The following is an 18,973-nucleotide window of genomic DNA, read 5'->3' as shown; positions in this document are numbered from 1 at the left end:
TAGCATTAACCTATGTTCATTGAACGCTTGTTCAACTTTTTGGGTGATCGTTCAAATCTGAGCGCTATCGGCGTTCGATCCGCTCCGGGGCGAAGAGCCACGGACAGCGCCCACCATCTTTAATGTGCGGATCACACCCGTGGCCTAAAACCACCCTGTGCGGGCACCATGATTGGAAAAACGCACAGCGCTAACGTTGTGACCGACAATCCATAAAAGAGAACGACAAATGAAAAAGCTTATTTTGGCCTTTGCTGGCCTTGCTATCAGTGGCGCTGCGGCGGCGGCTCCGAACACCGAATGTCAAACCGTTCGTTTTGCCGATGTTGGCTGGACCGACATCACTGCCACCACCGCGCTGGCCTCCGAAGTGCTAGAAGGCATGGGCTACGAATCAGAAGCGAAAGTGCTGTCGGTGCCCGTGGCTTACCGGTCACTTCAGAACAAAGACATTGACGTGTTTCTGGGCAACTGGATGCCCACCATGGAAGCAGACGTACGCCCTTACTTGGAAAGCGGTGATGTTGAAACCGTCATCACTAACCTGGAAGGCGCCAAATACACTTTGGCGGTACCGCAGTACGTTTACGATGCCGGTGTGACCAGTTTTGCCGACATTGCCAAGCACGCCGACCAATTTGACGACCGTATCTATGGCATTGAGCCCGGCAACGATGGCAATCGTCTGATTCAGGACATGATCGGCCAAGATGCGTTTGGTCTTGGTGAGTTCCGGCTCGTGGAGTCCAGCGAAGCTGGCATGCTGTCCCAGCTGGGCCGCGCAGTGCGTCGTAATGAATGGGTGGTATTCCTGGGGTGGGAACCGCACCCCATGAACGCCAATCATGACATGGCCTACCTTAACGGTGGTGACGACTTCTTTGGCCCCAACTACGGCGGCGCAACCGTTCACACCAACGTGCGTAAGAATTACCTGAACGAATGCCCGAACGTGGGCAAACTGCTAACGAACATGACGTTTTCACTGCCCATGGAAAACGAAGTGATGGGCGCCATTCTGAACGACGGCGAAGAGCCACGGGATGCTGCTCACACTTGGCTCGCCAACAACCCGGCCGTGTTGGATGGCTGGCTCAAAGGTGTTACGACCTTGAACGGCGATGCAGCGCTGCCTGCCGTTAAGGCGTTCCTCAAGTAATACTGAAGAAAGCACTAATGGGAATTTTGTAGAGAATACTTTAGAGAATACTTTGGTGGCGCTCTGAACTGACCGGTTCAGAGCGCCCGATTTTGTAACGAACACCTCCCATTTCCGGTGTCGGCCAAGGCCTGCACCCAACAAGACTGAACGCCATGAGCTGGATAACTGAGCACCAACTGCCTTTCGGCGACTTCGTCGAAGGCATTGTTGAATTTCTGGTCGTTAATTTCAGCGGCTTTTTTGACACTGTTTCCGATACCCTGAGTAGCATGATCCACGGCCTGACCGATGCCCTGTTATGGGTACCGCCTGGCGCTATGGTATTGCTTTTTACTGTGGCGGCACACCTTCGTCATCGCCGTTGGGGATTGACCGTTTTTACCGCCTTCAGCTTTTTACTAATTTGGAATATTGGTTACTGGGAAGACACCATGGCGACGCTGTCACTGGTGTTGTACGCCACCCTGTTGTGTGTGGTGATCGGCATTCCTTTGGGCATTTATGCGGCTCATAGCCGTTGGCTGTACAAATTCCTGCAGCCGGTGCTGGATCTGATGCAAACCATTCCACCCTTTGTTTACCTGATCCCGACGCTGACCTTGTTCGGTTTAGGGGTGGTTCCTGGCGTGATTTCAACCGTGATCTTTGCCATCGCCGCACCGGTGCGGCTGACTCACCTGGGCATCTCCCAGGTGCCGAAAGAATTGGTCGAGGCGGGCAAGGCCTTTGGCTGCACCAACCGGCAACTGTTGTTCAAGGTTGAGCTACCCGCTGCCATGAGCTCCATTGGGGCCGGTATTACTCAGTGCATCATGTTGTCGCTCTCAATGGTTGTTATTGCTGCTTTGGTTGGCGCCGATGGCTTGGGTGTCCCGGTGGTTCGGGCTTTGAATACGGTCGATATCGGCAAAGGCTTTGAAGCCGGTCTGGCGATTGTGCTGCTGGCCATCTGGATGGATCGGTTCTTCCGCCAAAGTGATGCTAAGGAGACGTCATCATGATCGAATTTGAGAATGTAAATGTCGTCTTCGGCAAAAATCCCAAACGCGCGCTGCCGCTGATTGAACAGGGCCTTGACCGGGCCGCTATCCGTGACCAGACCGGATTAGTAGTCGGTGTGCAGAACGCCAGCCTGAGTGTCAGGAAAGGTGAGATTTGCGTTTTGATGGGGCTGTCCGGTTCCGGCAAATCCAGCTTGTTGCGCTGTGTTAACGGTTTGAACGATGTCACCAGTGGTGCCATTCGCATTCGGCACGATGGTGAGATGGTGGATTTCACCCAGGCCAACGATAAAGTTCAGCGGGACATTCGTACCCGTCGCATTTCCATGGTGTTTCAGAACTTCGCCCTGATGCCCTGGCTAACAGTGGAAGACAACGTCGCTTTTGGTCTGGAGCTGCAGGGCCTGGGCAAGGCCGAGCGCCGCAAAAAAGTCGCGCGTCAATTGGAGCTGGTTGGCCTTTCCGGTTGGGCAAAGTCCAGACCGGCTGAGCTGTCCGGCGGTATGCTGCAGCGGGTGGGGCTGGCCCGGGCATTGGCAACGGAATCGGAAATTCTGCTGATGGACGAGCCATTCTCTGCCCTTGACCCGCTGATTCGTAACCAGTTGCAAGACGAACTGCTGACCCTGCAGGAAGAACTGCAGAAAACGATTGTGTTCGTCAGTCATGACTTGGATGAAGCACTAAAGCTGGGCTCGCACATTGCGATTATGAAGGACGGTCAGATCGTTCAACATGGCAAGCCGGAAGCAATTGTGCTGGAACCAGCGAACGATTACGTCAAAAGCTTTGTTGCCAGCACCAACCCGCTCAACGTTCTGGCCGCACGTTCCCTGGCGTTGCCTATCGGGGAGATACAGGAAGACGCCAGCGGTAATCGTTGCATCAATAAACGCTACGGTATCTGGCTGCACACACCGGATGTAGCGGAAAAAGCGGTGGTCACCAGCGGTGGCCAAACCTTCCAGACCCAGCTTTGGCAAGAAGGGCAGGCTATCGAAAGCCTGGCCCAGCAGCCCACCCGCATCGCGCCAGACACCCCCTTGCGGGATGCCGTGGAGATTCGGTACTTCACCGGTCATAGCCTGCTGGTGGAAGAGGACGGACAAATCACCGGCGCCATCGGCGACCGGGAGCTTTACCACGCGATGCTGGGCAAACATTTAGACGACAGCTAGGGTCCGGCGGACACCAGCGTGGGGTAACCAGATCCGATCTATGGCGACGTCATATGTCAGACCCCGTTTGCCACGACGGTCCTTTGGTACCCTAGCCAATCAGTCGGATAGCGTTTTGCGTATCTGCTCCAGTTCGCGCCGGCGCTCCGGGGTAACTTTTGGGTAGGCCATCTGCAGGCTGTTGAACGTGTTGATGATGATCTGAGCGATGATTAGTCGCGCGTTCTTCTTGTCGTCAGCAGGAACCACATACCAGGGCGAATCGTCAGTGCTGGTGTTGCTCAGGCAGGCTTCATAGGCACTCATGTATTCATCCCAGAATTTCCGTTCTTCACTATCAGCCAAGCTGAATTTCCAGTTCTTATCGGCTTCATCAATGCGATCCAGGAATCGCTGGCGCTGTTCTTCTTTGGAAAGATGCAGGAAAAACTTGCAGATGCGCGTGCCGTTGCGGTGCAAGTGCGCTTCCATATCGGCGATGGATTGGTATCGGTCCCGCCAGATGATATTTTCGTCCAGTAATGAATCTGGCAAGTTCTGGCCATGCAGGATTTCCGGATGCACCCGCACGATCAGCACTTCCTCGTAATAGGAGCGGTTAAAAATGCCAATGCGACCGCGCTCCGGCATTGCCTTGTTTGTGCGCCAGAGAAAGTCGTGGTCCAGCTCCATGGCGCTGGGATGCTGAAAGCTGAAAACTTGGCAGCCTTGAGGATTAACACCGGACATCACGTGGCGAATAGCGCCGTCTTTGCCGGCTGCATCCATCGCCTGAAAAATAAGCAGAATCGCGTAGCGGTTAGAGGCGTAGTGCATTTTTTGAAGGTCGCTCAGCTCAGTTACCTGGCTGTGGAGCCGCTTTTCATAGTCCTTCTTCGATGTGTAAAAAGGATCCACTCTCGTCGGCCACTGGCCGAGGTCCACAGAACGCCCCTCTTTTAGGCGGAACTGATCAGTATCGAACGCCGTCTTCATTGCGCGTGCACTCCTGCAACAACTCAGTGGCGTGGGTTGCTGTCACCAGAGGAGGACTTGTCATCGGATGAGTTGTCATCGGATGTGAGGTAGTAATCCTTTTCCTCGAATATTTTCACCTCAGGATCTTCAATGCTGTTGCTACCGCGGCCCCGAAAAAGCCAGAAGGCCACAACAGCGCCAATAATGATCAATATAATCCACTTCATATCCCTTTCCTCCACACAATGAGATACCTTTTCTAATCACCTTTACCCTATGCCCATGGTGCCAGATCACAAGCGTTTCCCACTTTCGGCGCGAGAAAGGCGCAACAGGTGCGGCTCGTCAATTCGCTGAAATGAGAACTTATGTATGGAACGCCTCCTTGATATCTTCAATCGAGGAATGCGCCTTAGTCGGTGATGGGCTCATGGCGGGGGCGGTGGTCACCTCCGGTGCAACCATCGACGAGTCCAGCGACAGAATAACGTAGCCACCGACGGCTCCGGCGCCGAAGGCCGGAGCGAAAACTAGCGACCGTTTGCTGATCGTCCCGTCTAAGACGGCGTCGGCCAGCGCGATCGGGATGCTCGCCGCAGAGACGTTGCCGATTTCGGTGATGTTGAAGTAAATGTCCTTGGCGTCGATCCCCTGGGGCTTGGCGAGCTCGATGATCATTTTCTTGTTGGCTTGATGGGGCACGATCATGTCAACCTTAAGTCCGAGCTCGGAAAGCTCACCCATCATCTGGTTCAGGTAGCGCTTGACCAGCGCCTTAACCTCGGGGCCATAGACCGTGATGTCGTTGTCGAAGTCGTGATTCGGCCAGATGATGGAGTTCACCTGACTGAAGGGTCCGCTGGCATAGGTCTGGACCACATGAATGTTACGTTCACCGTCGGACGGTGCGATCACCATGGCGGCGGCCCCGTCGCCAAAGATCATCCGCGACGGTCGGGCATTGCCGATCTTGTCCGAAAATTTCTCCGCCATGACCAGCAGGACCGGACGTTCGATCTCCCGCAGCAAGCGGACGGACTCGGCGACGCCGTACGGGAACCCGGCGCACGCAGCAACGATGTCCGCTGAACAATGGGTCTGCATGATGCCCAACTGGCCTGAGAGCCAGGTGGCAGTCGACGGGATAAGTCGGCTTGAGGTACAGGAGCAGAACAGCACTGCACCGATCTCCTCTGGCCCGCGCCCGGCATGCTTCATCGCTGCCCGCGCGGCCTCAAGGGCGATATTCTCCAGCGGCTCGGCTGTATAACGGCGCCGTTCGATACCGGTTTTGTCGGCGATTTCCTCCGCGCTCATCGGCGACCACGAGGGTGGGGAGTTCCGGACTACATCCTCGTTTGAGCAGATAACCTCACCCTTGCGAATTGCCAGCGCCTCGATCTTCGGTTGGATCGGCGCATCGTCGCCGATCACCAGCGGCGGATAGGGTCTCACGGGCTCGACGCCAGAATCGGGCGTAGGCGCCTGCTTCGCGACGGTGGTATCACTTTTTTCGCGGTTGATGAAGTCGAGCACGTGGCGGTCTTTCGGATAATACAGCACGACGATGTCGTCATCCTGCATCTCGGCCAACGGCTTCAGCCTGGCCTGGCTCCGGTCCCAGGGCTGTTGGTTGTGCAGCACCATCGCCCAGCGCCGGAGCGCCTCGAGTTCGGCCTGCTCCTCTGAGACATCAAGGATGTCGTCGATGCTGTAGTGATAGTGATCGGGGTTGTAGTTGCCGAGGGTGGTTGTCCTGGCACCCGCAGTGGCGAGCGCCTCGGCAATCGTGGCCTTGATCGGTGGGAGTGACGCTGCAAGATAGAGCTTGGTCGAGAAGCAGTCGAAGAGCATGTCGAACAGCTCGTCCTCAGCCACTCCGTTCCACTTCGCCGGCAGCTGCGCGTAGGCATCGCGGATGCCTGCGGACCTGGCTTCCCGCCCCTCCAAGGGCTGCAACAGAGGTACGAAGACATCGTCGCGGTTGCGCGGGACATCACGCCAGCGCATCGGCTGCTTGTCGTACATCACCAGCGCGTAACGGTTCGCCCAGAAAAGGTGCAAGCCGATGTCACGCAACAGGTCATAGCGCGTTGCATAGCCTCCCGCAGCCGCCCGCTCGGCGATTTCGGTTCCAGTCGGAGCCTTCACTTCGAAGTCGCGACGAATGATCGCCTTCAACTGGTTAAGATCGGTAATAATCGAGAAATCGAGCTCAATAAAGATACTTGAGGGAAACACCAGTTTTCCATGTTTGTTCAGTCGAAACGGTTTCATGAGTTAGCCTTGCTAATAAGAAATTGCATTTCTGCAGATTCTGCTTGCGCCTCTGCCGGCCTTAGAAATCAAACTTTGCCGCGATAATTCGCCAGTTTTTAGATGTTGTGTACCAAACAGTATAGTCGTTATTGGCCGCAGGTTTTCGCAGTGGGTAATCGCCATCACCTGGGGTATTGTTAGCGAGGGGTGATGACCCGACGCTGAAAGCTATAGAGACTTGATGAAGGAAGCTGGTGAGTCTGAAAGAAGGCGTTTCGCCAGTTTGTGGGTCTGCTTTTGAAGCGCCTGAAGTTTCGCAACGATACATGCCTCGGCTAAGTCCCATTGTTCATCGTCCAGATCAATTTCGTGGCGATGATCTGCCAGGTATTCGAGCAATACGGCTTGGTCATTGGCCAAGCCCTGAAGTTCTGTCATTACTTCAAGCTTATTTATCTTTGACTTCAGGCCTTTGCCCAACATCGGGCGCAATACGCGTAAACAGTAGAACAGGTCTTTTGATCGTTTTCGAAATTGGTGAAAAGCTTCGATTTCGTCAGAGCTATTCGCCTTTTTCTCGGCGTAACGGGCATTTTGGTATATGAGTTTGAGGTTGGGCATAAGTGTCGACAGTGACTTTGGAAGATCCCATTCTTTAGGAGCTGCGCTCTGAGCTTCTACTTCTAGAGCCAGCTCCATGAAAAATTCGCGACCTTTAACCTCAAGTGGATTGAGTTTTTGCTGTTCAGATAGGAAGCGGTCAATGGCGTCGTATCGCTGTTCCTGCAACGCGGCGTTTTCTTTTATCAGCTCCCGCCAGGTTTTTACACGAACCGCCGCGTCTCGGCTGCCGGAAAGCTTCCCGGAAATTGTTTTGTAGTGGTCTTGCCGGCGGCTGTACTCGGTTTTACCAATCTGGGGTCTAATCAGCCGTAGTAGAGCACGCACTTCTTTGCAGCTTTTTCGAGCCTCATGGACACCCGTTTCTGGAACCCTGCATGCGTGCAGAAGCGCTAGTGCGATTTCTTTGTTAATTGACTGCATCAGCCGCTTGAGCTGCTTGCCAAAGTTACCGGTAGAATTGAGACGACAGCGCATTACTTCACTCCGCTCTTTATTCAATGGGTACAGCTGACGTTATCTAAACACTATCAACATTACAGAATACTGGTGTGAAATAAGTGTATTGTCGATGCTCTGATAGAATTATTCTTGCACAGGATATTGTGCTGTTCAGGATGCCGTACAGTAGAAGATTTAAACATCAGCTGCGCAGGGATCAATTTCGCTAAAAGCGAGGAGAGTCAGATGTCGAAACAGGCCACGGTAATCATGTCGGGTTCGCACTATGTGATGACTTTCTTATGTCCCCGATTATCGTGCGCCCTTACTCTGCTAATTTTTATCGGATTTCCCGGTTTTCTTGTGGCCGGCGACTGCGAAATGGACGAAACCGATCGGTCTTTGCTGAATAGCGTGAATGAAGCTCGCAGTCAGCCAAGGCAATGCGGCAACGAGGACTTTAACGCCGTAGACCCGCTGTCCTGGAGCTGCAAGCTTGAGGAGGCCGCCCGAGGCCATTCGGAAGATATGGCGGAGCTGGAATTTTTTAGCCACACCGGCCCTGAAGGTTCTCAGATCAGCGAGCGGGTAAATGACAGAAATTACCGCTGGTCGGCGGTGGGTGAAAACATCGCAGCGGGCCAGAACTCTGTTGACGAGGTGGTTGATGGGTGGCTCTCAAGCCCAGGACACTGCGCCAATATCATGAGTGCCAAATTCACCGAAATGGGCGCGGCGAGGATTGAGGCGCCGGGCTCGCAATACTCCCCTTTCTGGACCCAGGTTTTTGCCCGGCCCCGTTAATGAGGATCTGTTAACTAACGCAAGAATAACGTGTAACACTTTGTTACATTTGCTAACGTTCCTGACTGGTTGTTGTAGGCGCCGAAGTAGGTCTGCCTGCCAAATTCGCAAGGGAACAGAGATTCATACTTTGAATATACACGGGAATGAGTTCACCCCTGCAATGGCCGGGATACTGGCTAAGCCAGCGGCTGAAATAGCGACTGGGACTCTATGAACCGGCATCCCTCAATGGTGGTGATTCTGCTCGCGTTAATTGGTTTGGCGTTTTGTGCCGCCCTCAGCCGTAGCTTGTACCTGGAGGAAAACAAAAGCATCACCGCAGAGTTTCGTGCGGATGTTACCCAACTTGCGACGGCGTTTGAGCGTGAAGTGCTGCTGAACCTTGAAATTCTGTTCGCCTTGAAGGCCTCTGTTGGCATGATGCCGGAGATGAATGCAAGGCTTTTTGAAAAGCTGACCCGGCAGATACTTGAACGCTCTCCGGCCATCAAGGCGTTTGCCTGGTCTCCGGTTGTCAGTCAGGAAGATCGGTCCGGGTTCGAGCAACGGCAGCAGAGTTGGTATCCCGGGTTTGCGTTGCATGGGATGCCCGCAACGGCTAGCACAATTCCAGCTGAGGAGCTGCCCTGGCTCGCTCCTGTGCAGTTCATCGAGCCTATAGCGGATAATCGGCCGGCTATCGGTTTTGACTTGTCGAGCGAGGAGAAACGGCGGGAGGCCCTGTTGGCCGCGAGGGAAACCGGGAAAATGGTCTCGACGGCTGCCATCGAGCTGGTGCAGGAGCAGGACAATCAAAAGGGCTTGCTGATTTTCGCGCCTTTGTACCGCGGTGTAGCCGACACCACTGCGGAGGACCGGGCGGTGCGCCATTATGGTTTTATGAACGGCGTTTTTCGGATTGGTGAACTGGTCAAGCAGTCGATTCCGACGGCGATTGACAGCAACATTCTGGTTCAGATTGTGGATCGCACAGATGGGGCCCAAGAAGTAATATACAGCACTGGCCGCTCCAGTGATGAGCGCTGGCTGAGAAGCCTGATTCACGAAATACCCCTTGCGCCCGTAGCGGGCCGAAATTGGGTGGTTCAAGCCATGCCCGGGGCGACGTTTGTGAGTGCTAGGCGGGGCTATCTACCTCTATTGGTCATTGGTTTCGGTTTTTCATTCATCGCATTGCTGGTGTTCTTTGCTGTGCGAAGCCTGCGGCAGAATGCCGAACTGAACAAAACCAAGCGCGAGCTGGAGAAGATTTCCCTGACCGATGCCCTGACGGAGCTTGCCAATCGCCGGCATTTTGATCTTTATCTTGAGCAGGAGTGGCTCAGGGCTTTACGCCAGAACCAGCCAATTTCGATGGTTATGCTGGATATAGATTCCTTTAAGGCATTTAATGATGCTTATGGTCATCCACTCGGTGATCAGTGCCTGAAGCAGGTCGCGCAAGTATTGCAACAGGTCGTAAAGAGGCCCACCGATCTGGCGGCACGCTACGGCGGTGAGGAGTTCGCTCTGGTGCTGCCGGGCACCGAGGATGCAGCGGCGGTCGCGGAGGCCTGTCGGGTTGCAATTCAGGCGCTTGGAATTGTTCATGAATTCTCGGATGTGGCGCCGGTGATTACCATCAGCGCCGGTGTTTGTAGTCTGACCCCGACCAGAAAAACGTCGCCTGCATTACTGATAAAACAGGCAGATGCTGCACTTTACAAAGCCAAGGAAGCCGGGCGCAATCAAGTACTGTAGGCGGCCTGCACCTTTAAAGGTTATTTTGGTGGCGTGTAATAAGCGTCACCTATCCTTTTGCCGCCTACTTCTTCTAAATCATTAACAACCTGCCAGCGCGAGATGCCCTGCTCGCGCAACCATATTTCCAGCCGGCCCAGATTACTCCACTCCCTGCCCTGGTCACGGGTATTGTGCACGCGCGCCCACAGGCCGTCGACCAGTAAGGCCACGGCCCAGACATAGGGATGTTTGTCTGGATTGCCGAAACCGCCGCTTTGATATTCGCGCTCCGTACGGTAAACCGTGGCGATGTTCTCAATGCGCCACAAACTGAATAAACCCGGTATATCGGTGGATTTTACCCGTCGTTGTGACAGATCTTGAAAATCAATATGGACCATACTGTTTACATCCTCCCTCTAATTGTTCACAGTATGGATCATAGTGACATCCGACTCATAACGCAATTATCCGGGGAAACACATGCTACCGACTACCTTCTGCGCACGTTCAATCGAGACGATCGATACGCAATGGCAAGCTGTTTTTAACGACTACTGGCCGGCTTACAAAGCCTGGTATGGGCAGAAAAAGCGTGCAGATATCAACCCGGCTGAACTCAGGCAGGCGCAGCGTCAGCTTCTGGCAGTCATGCCGGAAATGCAGCCGCTTTACGAACGCTTTCTGGAGGCGAGTAATGACTGCCCTGTTGCGGCTCAGTTTTTGACGGGGCACCAGCCGCCGGCCTATCTGGTGAGCTGTTCACAAGCGGTGTTACTCAATGAAGAACCGCTACTGATCCGCAACTATGACCTTAGCCCTGATATATCCGAGAACCTGGTGACGCAATCGAATTGGTTGGGACAAGAGATTATCGGCACAAATGAGTGCCTTTGGGGGCTGAATGATGGCATGAACACGTCAGGACTTGTCGCTTCGCTAACCTTTGGCGGCAGCAACAAGGTGGGAAAGGGTTTCGGCATCCCCTTTATCATGCGTTATGTGCTGCAGACCTGCGGGAACGTCAGGCAGGCTATAAAGGTGCTGCAACGGGTGCCTTCGCATATGGCCTACAACGTCACCCTGGTCGACAGGCAAGGGGATTTTGCCACCGTGATGTTAGTTCCTGACCAGCCCGCGATTGTTACTCGCGAACGCTGTATTACCAATCATCAGACACAAGTAACCTGGCCTCAGCAGGCGGTGTTTTCTAAAACCGTCGAGCGCAAACAGTTTCTGGACGAATTGCTGGCGGGCAAAAAAATAAAGGAGCCGCAGCTTCGCAGCGCCTTCTTAGCCGCGCCCCTGCTCTCTGGCAACTATCAACAACAGTTCGGTACGGTTTACACCGCTGTGTACAAACCATTGAGTGGAACCATGTCGTATAACTGGCCTGGGGAAAAAGCCTGGCAACATAGCTTTGCCGATTTCAAGGCGTCGGACAAAACGGTCAGCCTTGGAAAGCCAGCAGGTCTTAAAGTACAGGAAAACGTTACGGTGGTTCCTGCGAACCCGACACCGTATGTTGAGTCGGATTACAATTTGCCGGCGAGTACTCGCCAGCAACTGTTGCAGAGCCTGGTGTACCTGCCAGCCTCGGTGGTAGGGCAACCTGAGGCACTGGAAACACTAAAACAGCGCCTGCGGTCAGAAAAGTCGTTCTGCTGGAAAGACTATGCCGACCAGGTAGCCCGGGTTTGGCACTATCCTGTGCATTCAGTCTGTCGTCCGCCGGCAGGCCGATCAGCTTTTCGGCGGCACCCAGGGGTGTCAATTTGCGGATATGCTCTATCTGCCCGGACAGCTCCAAACTCTGCGTCATGTCGCACTCCGGTTTCAGCGTTGAAAATCTGACTATAACAGGGAGACAGAACGAGCAGTGAATCCCGGCTTGTTACGTTTTCGTTTTGCCCCGACAATACCCCTTTGATTTACCTGTCATGAGACTGAAATATGCTCGAAACTATGGCGTTGATGCCTCAGAATTTTTCGTTGCCCGACGCTATTTGGCGGCTGCTGATCAGCACTGGTTTGCTGTTGCTGGCCATCGTTATTCTGCGGACGCTGACAGCCCGCTTTATTCGTCGGCACGTTGCGTCGTCGGAGTTGCGGGGCCGGCTGCTGATGAATTTTCGCAACGGTTTCCTGTTATTGGGAATACTGGGTCTGGCGCTGATCTGGGGCGACCAGATCCGATCCCTGGCCCTGTCCATCGTCGCTATCGCGGTCGCTTTTGTGGTCGCCACCAAAGAATTGATTCTTTGTATTTCCGGCGCGATATTAAAAAGTGGTGCCGGCTCTTTCAATCTGGGCGATCGCATTCAGGTCAAGGATTTCCGGGGCGATGTCATCGATCAGACCTTACTGGCCACGACGGTGCTTGAAGTGGGCCCTGGCAAAACAGCCCACCAGCGCACCGGGCGGATGATCGTTATACCCAATGCCTTGTTTTTGTCTGAGCCAGTTATCAACGAAAGTTTTACCGACCACTGGGATTTTCATGTTTTTACCGTGCCCTTCAAGCGAGAGGACGACTGGCATGCCGCCCAGAAAGCACTGCTGGCTTCGGCCAACCGCCATTGCGAGCCCTATCTGGAATCTGTACGCAAATATATGAATAAAGTTGGCGTTTCGCGGGGCCTGGAAGTGCCTTCTGTAGACCCACGGGTGACCATTCAGGTTCCGGTAGCCAGCGAGATTCACCTCACCGTCAGGCTGCCAGCCAAACCGGGGCAACGTAGTTATATTGAGCAAGCGATTCTTTCAGAGGTTTTCGCCGACACCGATTATTCCACCAAAAAGCCCTGAATAGAGTTCGAGATTCGCTCTGAACGTAAGCACATACGGGTAACGTTATGACTTCAAGGAATCGGTGATCACTATGCCTAGCTGCTATAGTTGCCGGAAAGTATTCAAGCCTTCAGCGCTAAGAATTTCATACTCGAAAAACTATTGCGAGAGTTGTGGGGTTGGTCTGTTCGGTGCGAATTACTTCGGTTTCTCTAAAAAGCCTGACCCCACTGTTCAGAAAAAAATTCTGGTCTATTTAAAAGTCATTGTTGCGTCGATCGCGGGCTTTTCGTTACTGGTTTTTCTTTTTTTCAGTATGTCCGCGCAGGGCAACGCACAAGATAACGCACGAAAAAATGCACAAGTTAAGGAGTCACCTATGGTTACTGACTTCACCGGCCTGCAGTGGAAAAATAGGGTTATCATCATTGATAACGTTCAGAACGACGGCGATGTTTTAACCATTTTTGAAAACAGGACATCTGAAATCAAAGACCGGGGCATTGTTTGGTTCATGTTCAAAGGAAATCGCACGTTCACTAACTACACGGGCGAGTTGTCAGAGGGTTTATTAACCCACACGCGAGAGCATTATGGGCATGGGCCGGGCCAAGTGGTTTTGATTGGTAAAGACGGTGGCGTAAAGTTGCGCTTAGACCGTGCGAACTTAAAGGCAATATTCCTGAAAATTGACGCAATGCCCATGCGTCAAAGCGAGATGCGAAGTTGATGTCTCAGGCGTTCATGAGAAAGACCTGATGATTTAAAATTCGAGCGTTTTTGATTAAAATTTTTTCATCTTTTTATCGCAATTAGCCCTTATTTACTCTGAATGTGTTCCATAAAAACACTAGAAACCACCGGAAGAACTGCTTATAACCCTATAATAATACGTCGCTTTTTATGGCACTTGCCCTCAATGAAATTATCAGTAACGTCAAAATAAACCTTAAAAACAAATAATTAAGAGTGCTGCAAGCTAAGGCTTTTTAAATCTCAAAGTACATATTGGGCGAGAGTATAAACACGCCAACCCGTAGCAACTCTAAATATGTATATTTGTGACAGACATCTGCGCCAGACATTACAAAAGCTGCTAAGCGATCACCAACCGTTCGAGTCTGCTCTACGCTCATAGTGTTCGTTAATATTCGGTGGTCTGCCATTTTGGTTACATGCTGCCGAATCATGCAGGAGTAAGCGCTATGCAATGGAAAAATTCTGTGGCTGTTCTTTGTCTGGCCGTATCGCCGGCGTTAGCATTAGCTGGACCTGAGGCCGGAGATCGTCTCTTTACTCTTACGGGTTCAGGGGCAAGCGATTCGGACTTTGATAACAATACAAGCAGTGTCAGCTTTGATCTGGGTAAATTTTACTCTGACCGCACGGCTTTTGGTCTTCGCCAAAGTGTTGGCTTTGCGGACAGCGAAAATGATTCTAGTTGGAGCGGCGCAACCCGGGTGTTCACCGACTATCATTTTGATGCGGGTAACTGGCAGCCATTTATTGGTGCAAACATTGGCGGCATCTATGGAGACGGTGTCGATGAGACCTTCTTTGCTGGGCCAGAAGCCGGCGTGAAGTACTACGTTATGCCCAAAACCTTCATTACGGTTCAGGCGGAGTATCAAGTATTCTTTGATAGTGCGAGCGAAGCTAACGATAACTTCGACGATGGCGCCTGGGCGTACAGTGCCGGTATTGGCTTTAACTTCTGAATCTGAAATGGGAGGAACACAGGCTCCTTGAAGGGGGCCTGTGAAAAACCGGGTGCATCCGGTGGTCCTGGTAAAGTGCCTCGCTAACCTCGCTTCGTGTTTTATATCCTTTTAAAAGAATAATGGCTTGCGCGCAATGATGCCCAATATAGCGGCGGATGAATCTCGGCTTGTTACGTCTTCGCTTTCCCCCGACAATACCTCAGCCCTGGGCAACAGCCCATTACAAACCATTCGCATTTTATAAAGGGAGTAAGCATGTTCAGTCACATTATGGTGGGTGCAAACGATGCTCAGGAATCAAAGATCTTTTACGATGCAATTCTTGGCGCTCTAGGATACGAGCCAGGTCTGGTGGATGACAAAGGGCGCTGCTTTTACAGAACGAACAGCGGCACCTTTGCGATAGGAAAACCGATTGATGGCGCACCCGCTTGTCATGGTAACGGCACCACCATCGGCTTTTCCGCAGAAAATTCCGCAACAGTCGATGCCTGGCACTCTGCCGGCATTGCCAAAGGTGGCACATCATGCGAAAACCCACCCGGGCTTCGCGGGGGAGCCAACTTATACATTGCCTATTTAAGAGACCCCTCGGGCAACAAAATCTGCGCGCTATATCGGTAGAAGGGTCTTTTGGAACCACATCGGGCTTTTGAACCACAGTTTATGTTTAAGGTAAATGGCGGGTATAGATGTACAAAAATCGAGATATTATCGCGCGTCTGCGCGAGCAGATTCCATCGTTCGAGTGTGTGGCGGGTTGTCACGATTGTTGCGGGCCGGTGACGACGTCTTCGGAAGAAATATCGCGCCTGCCTGTAAAAACAGATGCCGAACATGAAGCCGCACTCGGTGACCTTAGCTGTGTGCACCTGGGCCCCAATGGTTGCACGGTGTACGGAGAGCGCCCTTTAATCTGCCGGTTATTTGGCACAACACCCAGTATGCCCTGCCCTAACGGTCGTCGCCCAGACGTCATGATTGGCGCCAAAGTTGAGCGCCAGATCCATCACTACATTGCTAATACGCGGCAGGTATTGGTGTAAACTGTTTGCGCTGTGTCCATTCGATAATTGAGAGAGAATAATGATGACAAAAGCCATTCGAGCATCTGATACACCCTACGCAGTGGACGTGGAATCTGGCAAAAATTACTTTTGGTGTGCTTGTGGTAAAAGTGCAAAGCAGCCTTTTTGCGACGGTTCTCACAGTGGCTCAGATTTCAGACCCGTGAAATACGTGGCATCAGAAACCAAAAAGGTATTTTTTTGCGGCTGCAAATCAACAGCATCGCAGCCAATGTGTGATGGCAGCCACAAGCAAGTATAACGAACCCACCAAGCTCATTCGCGGTCAGATAGAGTGTTTCTTATGCGAATAATCATTCTGACAACCCTCGCCATGATTGCCTTTGCAAGCAATTCGGTGCTGGCCCGGATGGCACTGAAACACACAGATATTGATGCTGCGAGCTTTACGGCGATCCGTTTGATTTCGGGTGCGATTGTTCTGTTGCTGGCCGTGCGGATCAGCAGCCGGCCCAGCGGCGGCAGCGGAAGCTGGTGGTCTGCTGCGGCTTTGTTTGCCTACGCGGCGGGTTTTTCATTTGCCTATGTGAGCTTGCCCACGGCCACGGGCGCACTGCTGTTGTTCGGCGCGGTTCAAGTCACCATGATTGTTTACGGTTTGTGGGTGGGAGAACGCCTGCTCAAGCTACAATTAGCTGGCCTTGCGCTCGCTTTCGGCGGGCTATTGCTGCTGTTTCTGCCTGGTTTGTCAACCACACCGCCATTGGCCAGTTCCCTGTTGATGCTGGGAGCCGGAGTTTGCTGGGGTGTTTATTCTCTGCGCGGGAGAGGTGCAGGCGACCCCGTTCACACAAGCGCCGGGAACTTCACGCGCGCCGTTGCCTTTACGGTCGTTTTAAGCTTTTTCATGCTGAGCCGGCTTTCTTTGGATGTTGCGGGCATCTGGTACGCAATTATCTCAGGTGCGCTCACGTCCGGGCTGGGGTATGTTGTATGGTACATGGCAATGCCCATGCTAAAAGCCACGAACGCGGCGATCATACAGCTCAGTGTTCCCGTGATTGCAGCCGCAGGCGGTATTGTTTTTTTGGATGAATCTATAACCTTGCGATTGGCGCTGGCTTCGGGCGCCATTCTCGGCGGAATTGCGCTGGTCATTATTCGAAAACACCCTGCTCAGGTTACTCAACAAAAGATTGGAAAACACTTTGATGCTAAATAACAGAAATGATTTTAATGGCCAATAAAGAATTTATTTATCAGCGCATTCGTATTTATGTGGGAAAGGACTTTGACCCAGCTGTTGATGGCCAAGTGGAAAGTATTTTACGTTCAAAATTCAACATTCACTTGCCCCAGAGAACTTCTCTGAATGATTCTCTAGCATCAACGAAAAGTGATCATGAAATTGTCGGTCTTATTTTGCAGTATCGTACAGCCGGCTGATGGCTATGCGCCATGCGGCTAAATACTTGAGCGACTTTTCACACGCCTGGCAATCCGAAAACCCCGTCCCGTGCGTATCTGCTTTTCTGCCGATATCGAAAAAGGGCACCCCACCGGCGGGCGCCCTCTCTTAAAGGAAGCCCCCTTTTGAAGCGTTTTGCGCTCACTTTGTTGTTGCTCAATGGTCTGTTGTTGGCGTTACTGTTGCCGCGTTACCCGTGGATTCCTTGGGTTGCCGCCGAGGCGCTAATGATATGTGCGGCGTTTAGCCTATTATCGCCCTCTTTATTTACCCGGGTGCTGGCCGGCGTGGTAGGTACGCTATACGCCGTGTTGGCGTTGTTTACGCTGAGCGATATTCTGGTTCGCCAAAGTCTCGGGCGTGGGCTCAACCTTTATCTGGAGCTGGGGGTGGTCGGCTCTGTCGTCGATCTGATGCTGAGTAACCTTGGCACTGGCCTTTCCTTGCTGATACTGCTGGCTTTACTGCTGGCGTTTTGCGGATTGGCGTTGTGGGTAAGCAAACTGCTAAGTCGCCTTGCCGGAGGCCTGCACTCCAATTTTGGCAAAACGGCTTTTGCCACCGGGTTGCTGGTGGTGGCGGTGTCATTTGTGCCCCAGTCGGTGGTAAGCCTAAGCGCTGCGCAGCTCACAACCACTCAGATACAGTTGGCTGTCGACACCCGTCAGTCAACGGCTGAGTTCGGCCAGAGTTTGGCGAACGATCCAGCGGCAGGAAAGCCTGTGGCGCTGCCCGGCCTGGCCAACACCGATGTGATTTTTGGGTTTATCGAATCTTACGGCATCTCCAGCCTCACAGACGACCGCTTTAAGCACCTTATTGGCCCCCGCCTTGACCAAATGGAATCCGCCGTTAGCGCAGCGGGCCTGCACATGGTGTCTGGACGCTTGCGTTCACCAGTGCAAGGCGGGCAATCTTGGCTGGCGCATGCCACGCTGTTAAGCGGCCAGTGGATTGATACCCAGCTGGACTACGAGATTTTACTAGCCAGCAATTACCCCACCTTGATCGATGATATGGCGGGAACCGGCCACGATACAGTAGCGGTGATGCCGGCTATTACCCAAGACTGGCCAGAAGGCCGGGCATTTGGCTACAACCGTATTTACGAGTCCACCACCATGGATTACCAGGGACCTCCATTTAACTGGGTGACCATGCCGGATCAGTACACTTGGTCCTGGTTTCAGCGGAGCGTTCGTGAACAAGCCGTTGGGCCGATGTTTGCAGAAGTGGCTCTGATTAGCAGCCACGCTCCCTGGGTGCCGATTTTACCGGTGCTGGACGATTGGGACAGCGTTGGCAACGGCGCAACGTTCAATCAATGGAAAGGCGCCGGCGAAACACCTGCCAGCCTGTGGCGGGAGCCTGAGCGAGTCCGTGAACACTACGCCCTCGCTATCGATTACGCGTTGAACGTGGCGACAGGCTATGCGACGCGCCATGTGGATGAGAATACCCTGCTGGTGCTGTTAGGCGATCACCAGCCGGCACCACTGGTGACCGGCGAAGGCGCCAGCCGGGACGTTATTGTTCACGTGATCAGCGGCAATCCGGAATTACTTGCGCCATTTCTGGCGACTGGAAGCAGCGGCGGTGGGTTGCCCGGCTTTCAACCGGGTGCAAAACCAGACTTGAATCAGAATGGCCCCAGCATGGCAAGCTTCCGCCCTTTCATGCTCAGGGAATTCCGCCGTGCGCCTTTGAGCACCAAAGTGGCCTCTGTGAAGGGTATTGAGCAACCGTAAAAAACGCCTGTTTCTGGCTGTCACATCTGTTTAACTTTGAAGGGTTATCCTCAACGCTCGTTCCAGTGTC

Annotated in this window: 20 protein-coding genes; 15 read left to right on the top strand and 5 right to left on the bottom strand. The window is 53.0% G+C overall.

Annotated elements, in window-relative coordinates; translation table 11 throughout:
• Positions 1-229 precede the first annotated feature (229 nt).
• The 3 genes from ATI45_RS02605 to choV all read left to right on the top strand — a co-directional run bounded on the left by ATI45_RS02605 (position 230) and on the right by choV (position 3,341).
• Positions 230-1,159 carry a choline ABC transporter substrate-binding protein gene (locus tag ATI45_RS02605; protein WP_098418152.1) on the top strand — a complete coding sequence of 310 codons (930 nt, stop codon included), beginning with the start codon at positions 230-232 and terminating at the stop codon, positions 1,157-1,159.
• A 155-nt stretch (positions 1,160-1,314) separates the two neighbouring features.
• On the top strand, positions 1,315-2,163 hold the full coding sequence (gene choW / locus ATI45_RS02600) for a choline ABC transporter permease subunit (RefSeq protein ID WP_098418151.1): 849 nt from the start codon (positions 1,315-1,317) through the stop codon (positions 2,161-2,163).
• Complete coding sequence (gene choV / locus ATI45_RS02595; RefSeq protein ID WP_098418150.1) at positions 2,160-3,341, top strand: choline ABC transporter ATP-binding protein; 1,182 nt, start codon at positions 2,160-2,162, stop codon at positions 3,339-3,341. The genes choW and choV overlap by 4 nt, the downstream gene beginning before the upstream one ends.
• Before the next feature lie 99 nt (positions 3,342-3,440).
• Here the strand turns inward: choV and ATI45_RS02590 are convergent, their stop codons facing one another.
• The 4 genes from ATI45_RS02590 to ATI45_RS02575 all read right to left on the bottom strand — a co-directional run bounded on the left by ATI45_RS02590 (position 3,441) and on the right by ATI45_RS02575 (position 7,655).
• Positions 3,441-4,316 carry an ADP-polyphosphate phosphotransferase gene (locus ATI45_RS02590; RefSeq protein WP_098418149.1) on the bottom strand — a complete coding sequence of 292 codons (876 nt, stop codon included), beginning with the start codon at positions 4,314-4,316 and terminating at the stop codon, positions 3,441-3,443.
• 23 nt (positions 4,317-4,339) lie between these two features.
• Positions 4,340-4,525 carry a hypothetical protein gene (locus ATI45_RS02585; protein WP_098418148.1) on the bottom strand — a complete coding sequence of 62 codons (186 nt, stop codon included), beginning with the start codon at positions 4,523-4,525 and terminating at the stop codon, positions 4,340-4,342.
• Positions 4,526-4,664: 139 nt separating this feature from the next.
• A complete protein-coding gene (locus ATI45_RS02580) occupies positions 4,665-6,575 on the bottom strand; it encodes a 3-oxoacyl-ACP synthase III family protein (RefSeq protein ID WP_098418147.1) in 1,911 nt (636 codons plus the stop codon).
• 210 nt (positions 6,576-6,785) lie between these two features.
• Positions 6,786-7,655 carry a CHAD domain-containing protein gene (locus tag ATI45_RS02575; RefSeq protein ID WP_098418146.1) on the bottom strand — a complete coding sequence of 290 codons (870 nt, stop codon included), beginning with the start codon at positions 7,653-7,655 and terminating at the stop codon, positions 6,786-6,788.
• A gap of 210 nt (positions 7,656-7,865) precedes the next feature.
• Between ATI45_RS02575 and ATI45_RS02570 the strand changes: the two genes are divergently transcribed.
• Both ATI45_RS02570 and ATI45_RS02565 read left to right on the top strand, forming a co-directional pair.
• Entirely contained in the window at positions 7,866-8,423 is a 558-nt protein-coding gene (locus ATI45_RS02570) for a CAP domain-containing protein (protein ID WP_098418145.1), read from the top strand.
• Positions 8,424-8,636: 213 nt separating this feature from the next.
• The gene (locus tag ATI45_RS02565; RefSeq protein WP_098418144.1) at positions 8,637-10,166 is read left to right on the top strand and encodes a diguanylate cyclase domain-containing protein; all 1,530 of its coding nucleotides are present in this window, start codon (positions 8,637-8,639) and stop codon (positions 10,164-10,166) included.
• A gap of 20 nt (positions 10,167-10,186) precedes the next feature.
• Here ATI45_RS02565 and ATI45_RS02560 read toward each other — a convergent pair whose 3' ends face one another.
• Positions 10,187-10,549, bottom strand: a complete 363-nt coding sequence (locus ATI45_RS02560) for a hypothetical protein (protein ID WP_098418143.1) — start codon at positions 10,547-10,549, stop codon at positions 10,187-10,189.
• Positions 10,550-10,631: 82 nt separating this feature from the next.
• Between ATI45_RS02560 and ATI45_RS02555 the strand changes: the two genes are divergently transcribed.
• The 10 genes from ATI45_RS02555 (at position 10,632) to ATI45_RS02510 (ending at position 18,903) form a co-directional block, all read left to right on the top strand.
• Positions 10,632-12,002: a C45 family autoproteolytic acyltransferase/hydolase gene (locus ATI45_RS02555; RefSeq protein WP_098418142.1), complete on the top strand. Its 1,371-nt coding sequence runs from the start codon at positions 10,632-10,634 to the stop codon at positions 12,000-12,002.
• Positions 12,003-12,101: 99 nt separating this feature from the next.
• Positions 12,102-12,956: a mechanosensitive ion channel domain-containing protein gene (locus ATI45_RS02550; RefSeq protein ID WP_228706171.1), complete on the top strand. Its 855-nt coding sequence runs from the start codon at positions 12,102-12,104 to the stop codon at positions 12,954-12,956.
• 73 nt (positions 12,957-13,029) lie between these two features.
• Complete coding sequence (locus ATI45_RS21780) at positions 13,030-13,668, top strand: DUF4174 domain-containing protein (protein ID WP_143751119.1); 639 nt, start codon at positions 13,030-13,032, stop codon at positions 13,666-13,668.
• Between the two features lie 475 nt (positions 13,669-14,143).
• Positions 14,144-14,656: a hypothetical protein gene (locus ATI45_RS02540; protein ID WP_098418141.1), complete on the top strand. Its 513-nt coding sequence runs from the start codon at positions 14,144-14,146 to the stop codon at positions 14,654-14,656.
• Between the two features lie 258 nt (positions 14,657-14,914).
• Positions 14,915-15,283, top strand: coding sequence for a VOC family protein (locus tag ATI45_RS02535; protein WP_098418140.1), 369 nt, complete (start codon positions 14,915-14,917; stop codon positions 15,281-15,283).
• Positions 15,284-15,351: 68 nt separating this feature from the next.
• Positions 15,352-15,705: a YkgJ family cysteine cluster protein gene (locus ATI45_RS02530; RefSeq protein ID WP_007351395.1), complete on the top strand. Its 354-nt coding sequence runs from the start codon at positions 15,352-15,354 to the stop codon at positions 15,703-15,705.
• 43 nt (positions 15,706-15,748) lie between these two features.
• Positions 15,749-15,988 carry a CDGSH iron-sulfur domain-containing protein gene (locus ATI45_RS02525; protein WP_098418139.1) on the top strand — a complete coding sequence of 80 codons (240 nt, stop codon included), beginning with the start codon at positions 15,749-15,751 and terminating at the stop codon, positions 15,986-15,988.
• Between the two features lie 42 nt (positions 15,989-16,030).
• Positions 16,031-16,909, top strand: coding sequence for a DMT family transporter (locus tag ATI45_RS02520; protein ID WP_098418138.1), 879 nt, complete (start codon positions 16,031-16,033; stop codon positions 16,907-16,909).
• A 14-nt stretch (positions 16,910-16,923) separates the two neighbouring features.
• A complete protein-coding gene (locus ATI45_RS02515) occupies positions 16,924-17,133 on the top strand; it encodes a hypothetical protein (protein ID WP_098418137.1) in 210 nt (69 codons plus the stop codon).
• Between the two features lie 147 nt (positions 17,134-17,280).
• Positions 17,281-18,903, top strand: coding sequence for a hypothetical protein (locus tag ATI45_RS02510; RefSeq protein ID WP_098418136.1), 1,623 nt, complete (start codon positions 17,281-17,283; stop codon positions 18,901-18,903).
• Positions 18,904-18,973: the final 70 nt, after the last annotated feature.

The organism is Marinobacter sp. LV10MA510-1, from assembly GCF_002563885.1.
Lineage (GTDB): Bacteria > Pseudomonadota > Gammaproteobacteria > Pseudomonadales > Oleiphilaceae > Marinobacter.
The sequence above is the reverse complement of the archived record's forward strand: the minus strand, read 5'-3'. Positions and strand labels throughout refer to the sequence as shown.

Excerpts from the sequence above, each read along its gene's own strand:
- ATI45_RS02605 (WP_098418152.1), top strand. The coding sequence starts at position 230 with ATGAAAAAGCTTATTTTGGCCTTTGCTGGCCTTGCTATCAGTGGCGCT.
- choW (WP_098418151.1), top strand. The coding sequence starts at position 1,315 with ATGAGCTGGATAACTGAGCACCAACTGCCTTTCGGCGACTTCGTCGAA.
- choV (WP_098418150.1), top strand. The coding sequence starts at position 2,160 with ATGATCGAATTTGAGAATGTAAATGTCGTCTTCGGCAAAAATCCCAAA.
- ATI45_RS02590 (WP_098418149.1), bottom strand. The coding sequence starts at position 4,316 with ATGAAGACGGCGTTCGATACTGATCAGTTCCGCCTAAAAGAGGGGCGT.
- ATI45_RS02585 (WP_098418148.1), bottom strand. The coding sequence starts at position 4,525 with ATGAAGTGGATTATATTGATCATTATTGGCGCTGTTGTGGCCTTCTGG.
- ATI45_RS02580 (WP_098418147.1), bottom strand. The coding sequence starts at position 6,575 with ATGAAACCGTTTCGACTGAACAAACATGGAAAACTGGTGTTTCCCTCA.
- ATI45_RS02575 (WP_098418146.1), bottom strand. The coding sequence starts at position 7,655 with ATGCGCTGTCGTCTCAATTCTACCGGTAACTTTGGCAAGCAGCTCAAG.
- ATI45_RS02570 (WP_098418145.1), top strand. The coding sequence starts at position 7,866 with ATGTCGAAACAGGCCACGGTAATCATGTCGGGTTCGCACTATGTGATG.
- ATI45_RS02565 (WP_098418144.1), top strand. The coding sequence starts at position 8,637 with ATGAACCGGCATCCCTCAATGGTGGTGATTCTGCTCGCGTTAATTGGT.
- ATI45_RS02560 (WP_098418143.1), bottom strand. The coding sequence starts at position 10,549 with ATGGTCCATATTGATTTTCAAGATCTGTCACAACGACGGGTAAAATCC.
- ATI45_RS02555 (WP_098418142.1), top strand. The coding sequence starts at position 10,632 with ATGCTACCGACTACCTTCTGCGCACGTTCAATCGAGACGATCGATACG.
- ATI45_RS02550 (WP_228706171.1), top strand. The coding sequence starts at position 12,102 with ATGCTCGAAACTATGGCGTTGATGCCTCAGAATTTTTCGTTGCCCGAC.
- ATI45_RS21780 (WP_143751119.1), top strand. The coding sequence starts at position 13,030 with ATGCCTAGCTGCTATAGTTGCCGGAAAGTATTCAAGCCTTCAGCGCTA.
- ATI45_RS02540 (WP_098418141.1), top strand. The coding sequence starts at position 14,144 with ATGCAATGGAAAAATTCTGTGGCTGTTCTTTGTCTGGCCGTATCGCCG.
- ATI45_RS02535 (WP_098418140.1), top strand. The coding sequence starts at position 14,915 with ATGTTCAGTCACATTATGGTGGGTGCAAACGATGCTCAGGAATCAAAG.
- ATI45_RS02530 (WP_007351395.1), top strand. The coding sequence starts at position 15,352 with ATGTACAAAAATCGAGATATTATCGCGCGTCTGCGCGAGCAGATTCCA.
- ATI45_RS02525 (WP_098418139.1), top strand. The coding sequence starts at position 15,749 with ATGACAAAAGCCATTCGAGCATCTGATACACCCTACGCAGTGGACGTG.
- ATI45_RS02520 (WP_098418138.1), top strand. The coding sequence starts at position 16,031 with ATGCGAATAATCATTCTGACAACCCTCGCCATGATTGCCTTTGCAAGC.
- ATI45_RS02515 (WP_098418137.1), top strand. The coding sequence starts at position 16,924 with ATGGCCAATAAAGAATTTATTTATCAGCGCATTCGTATTTATGTGGGA.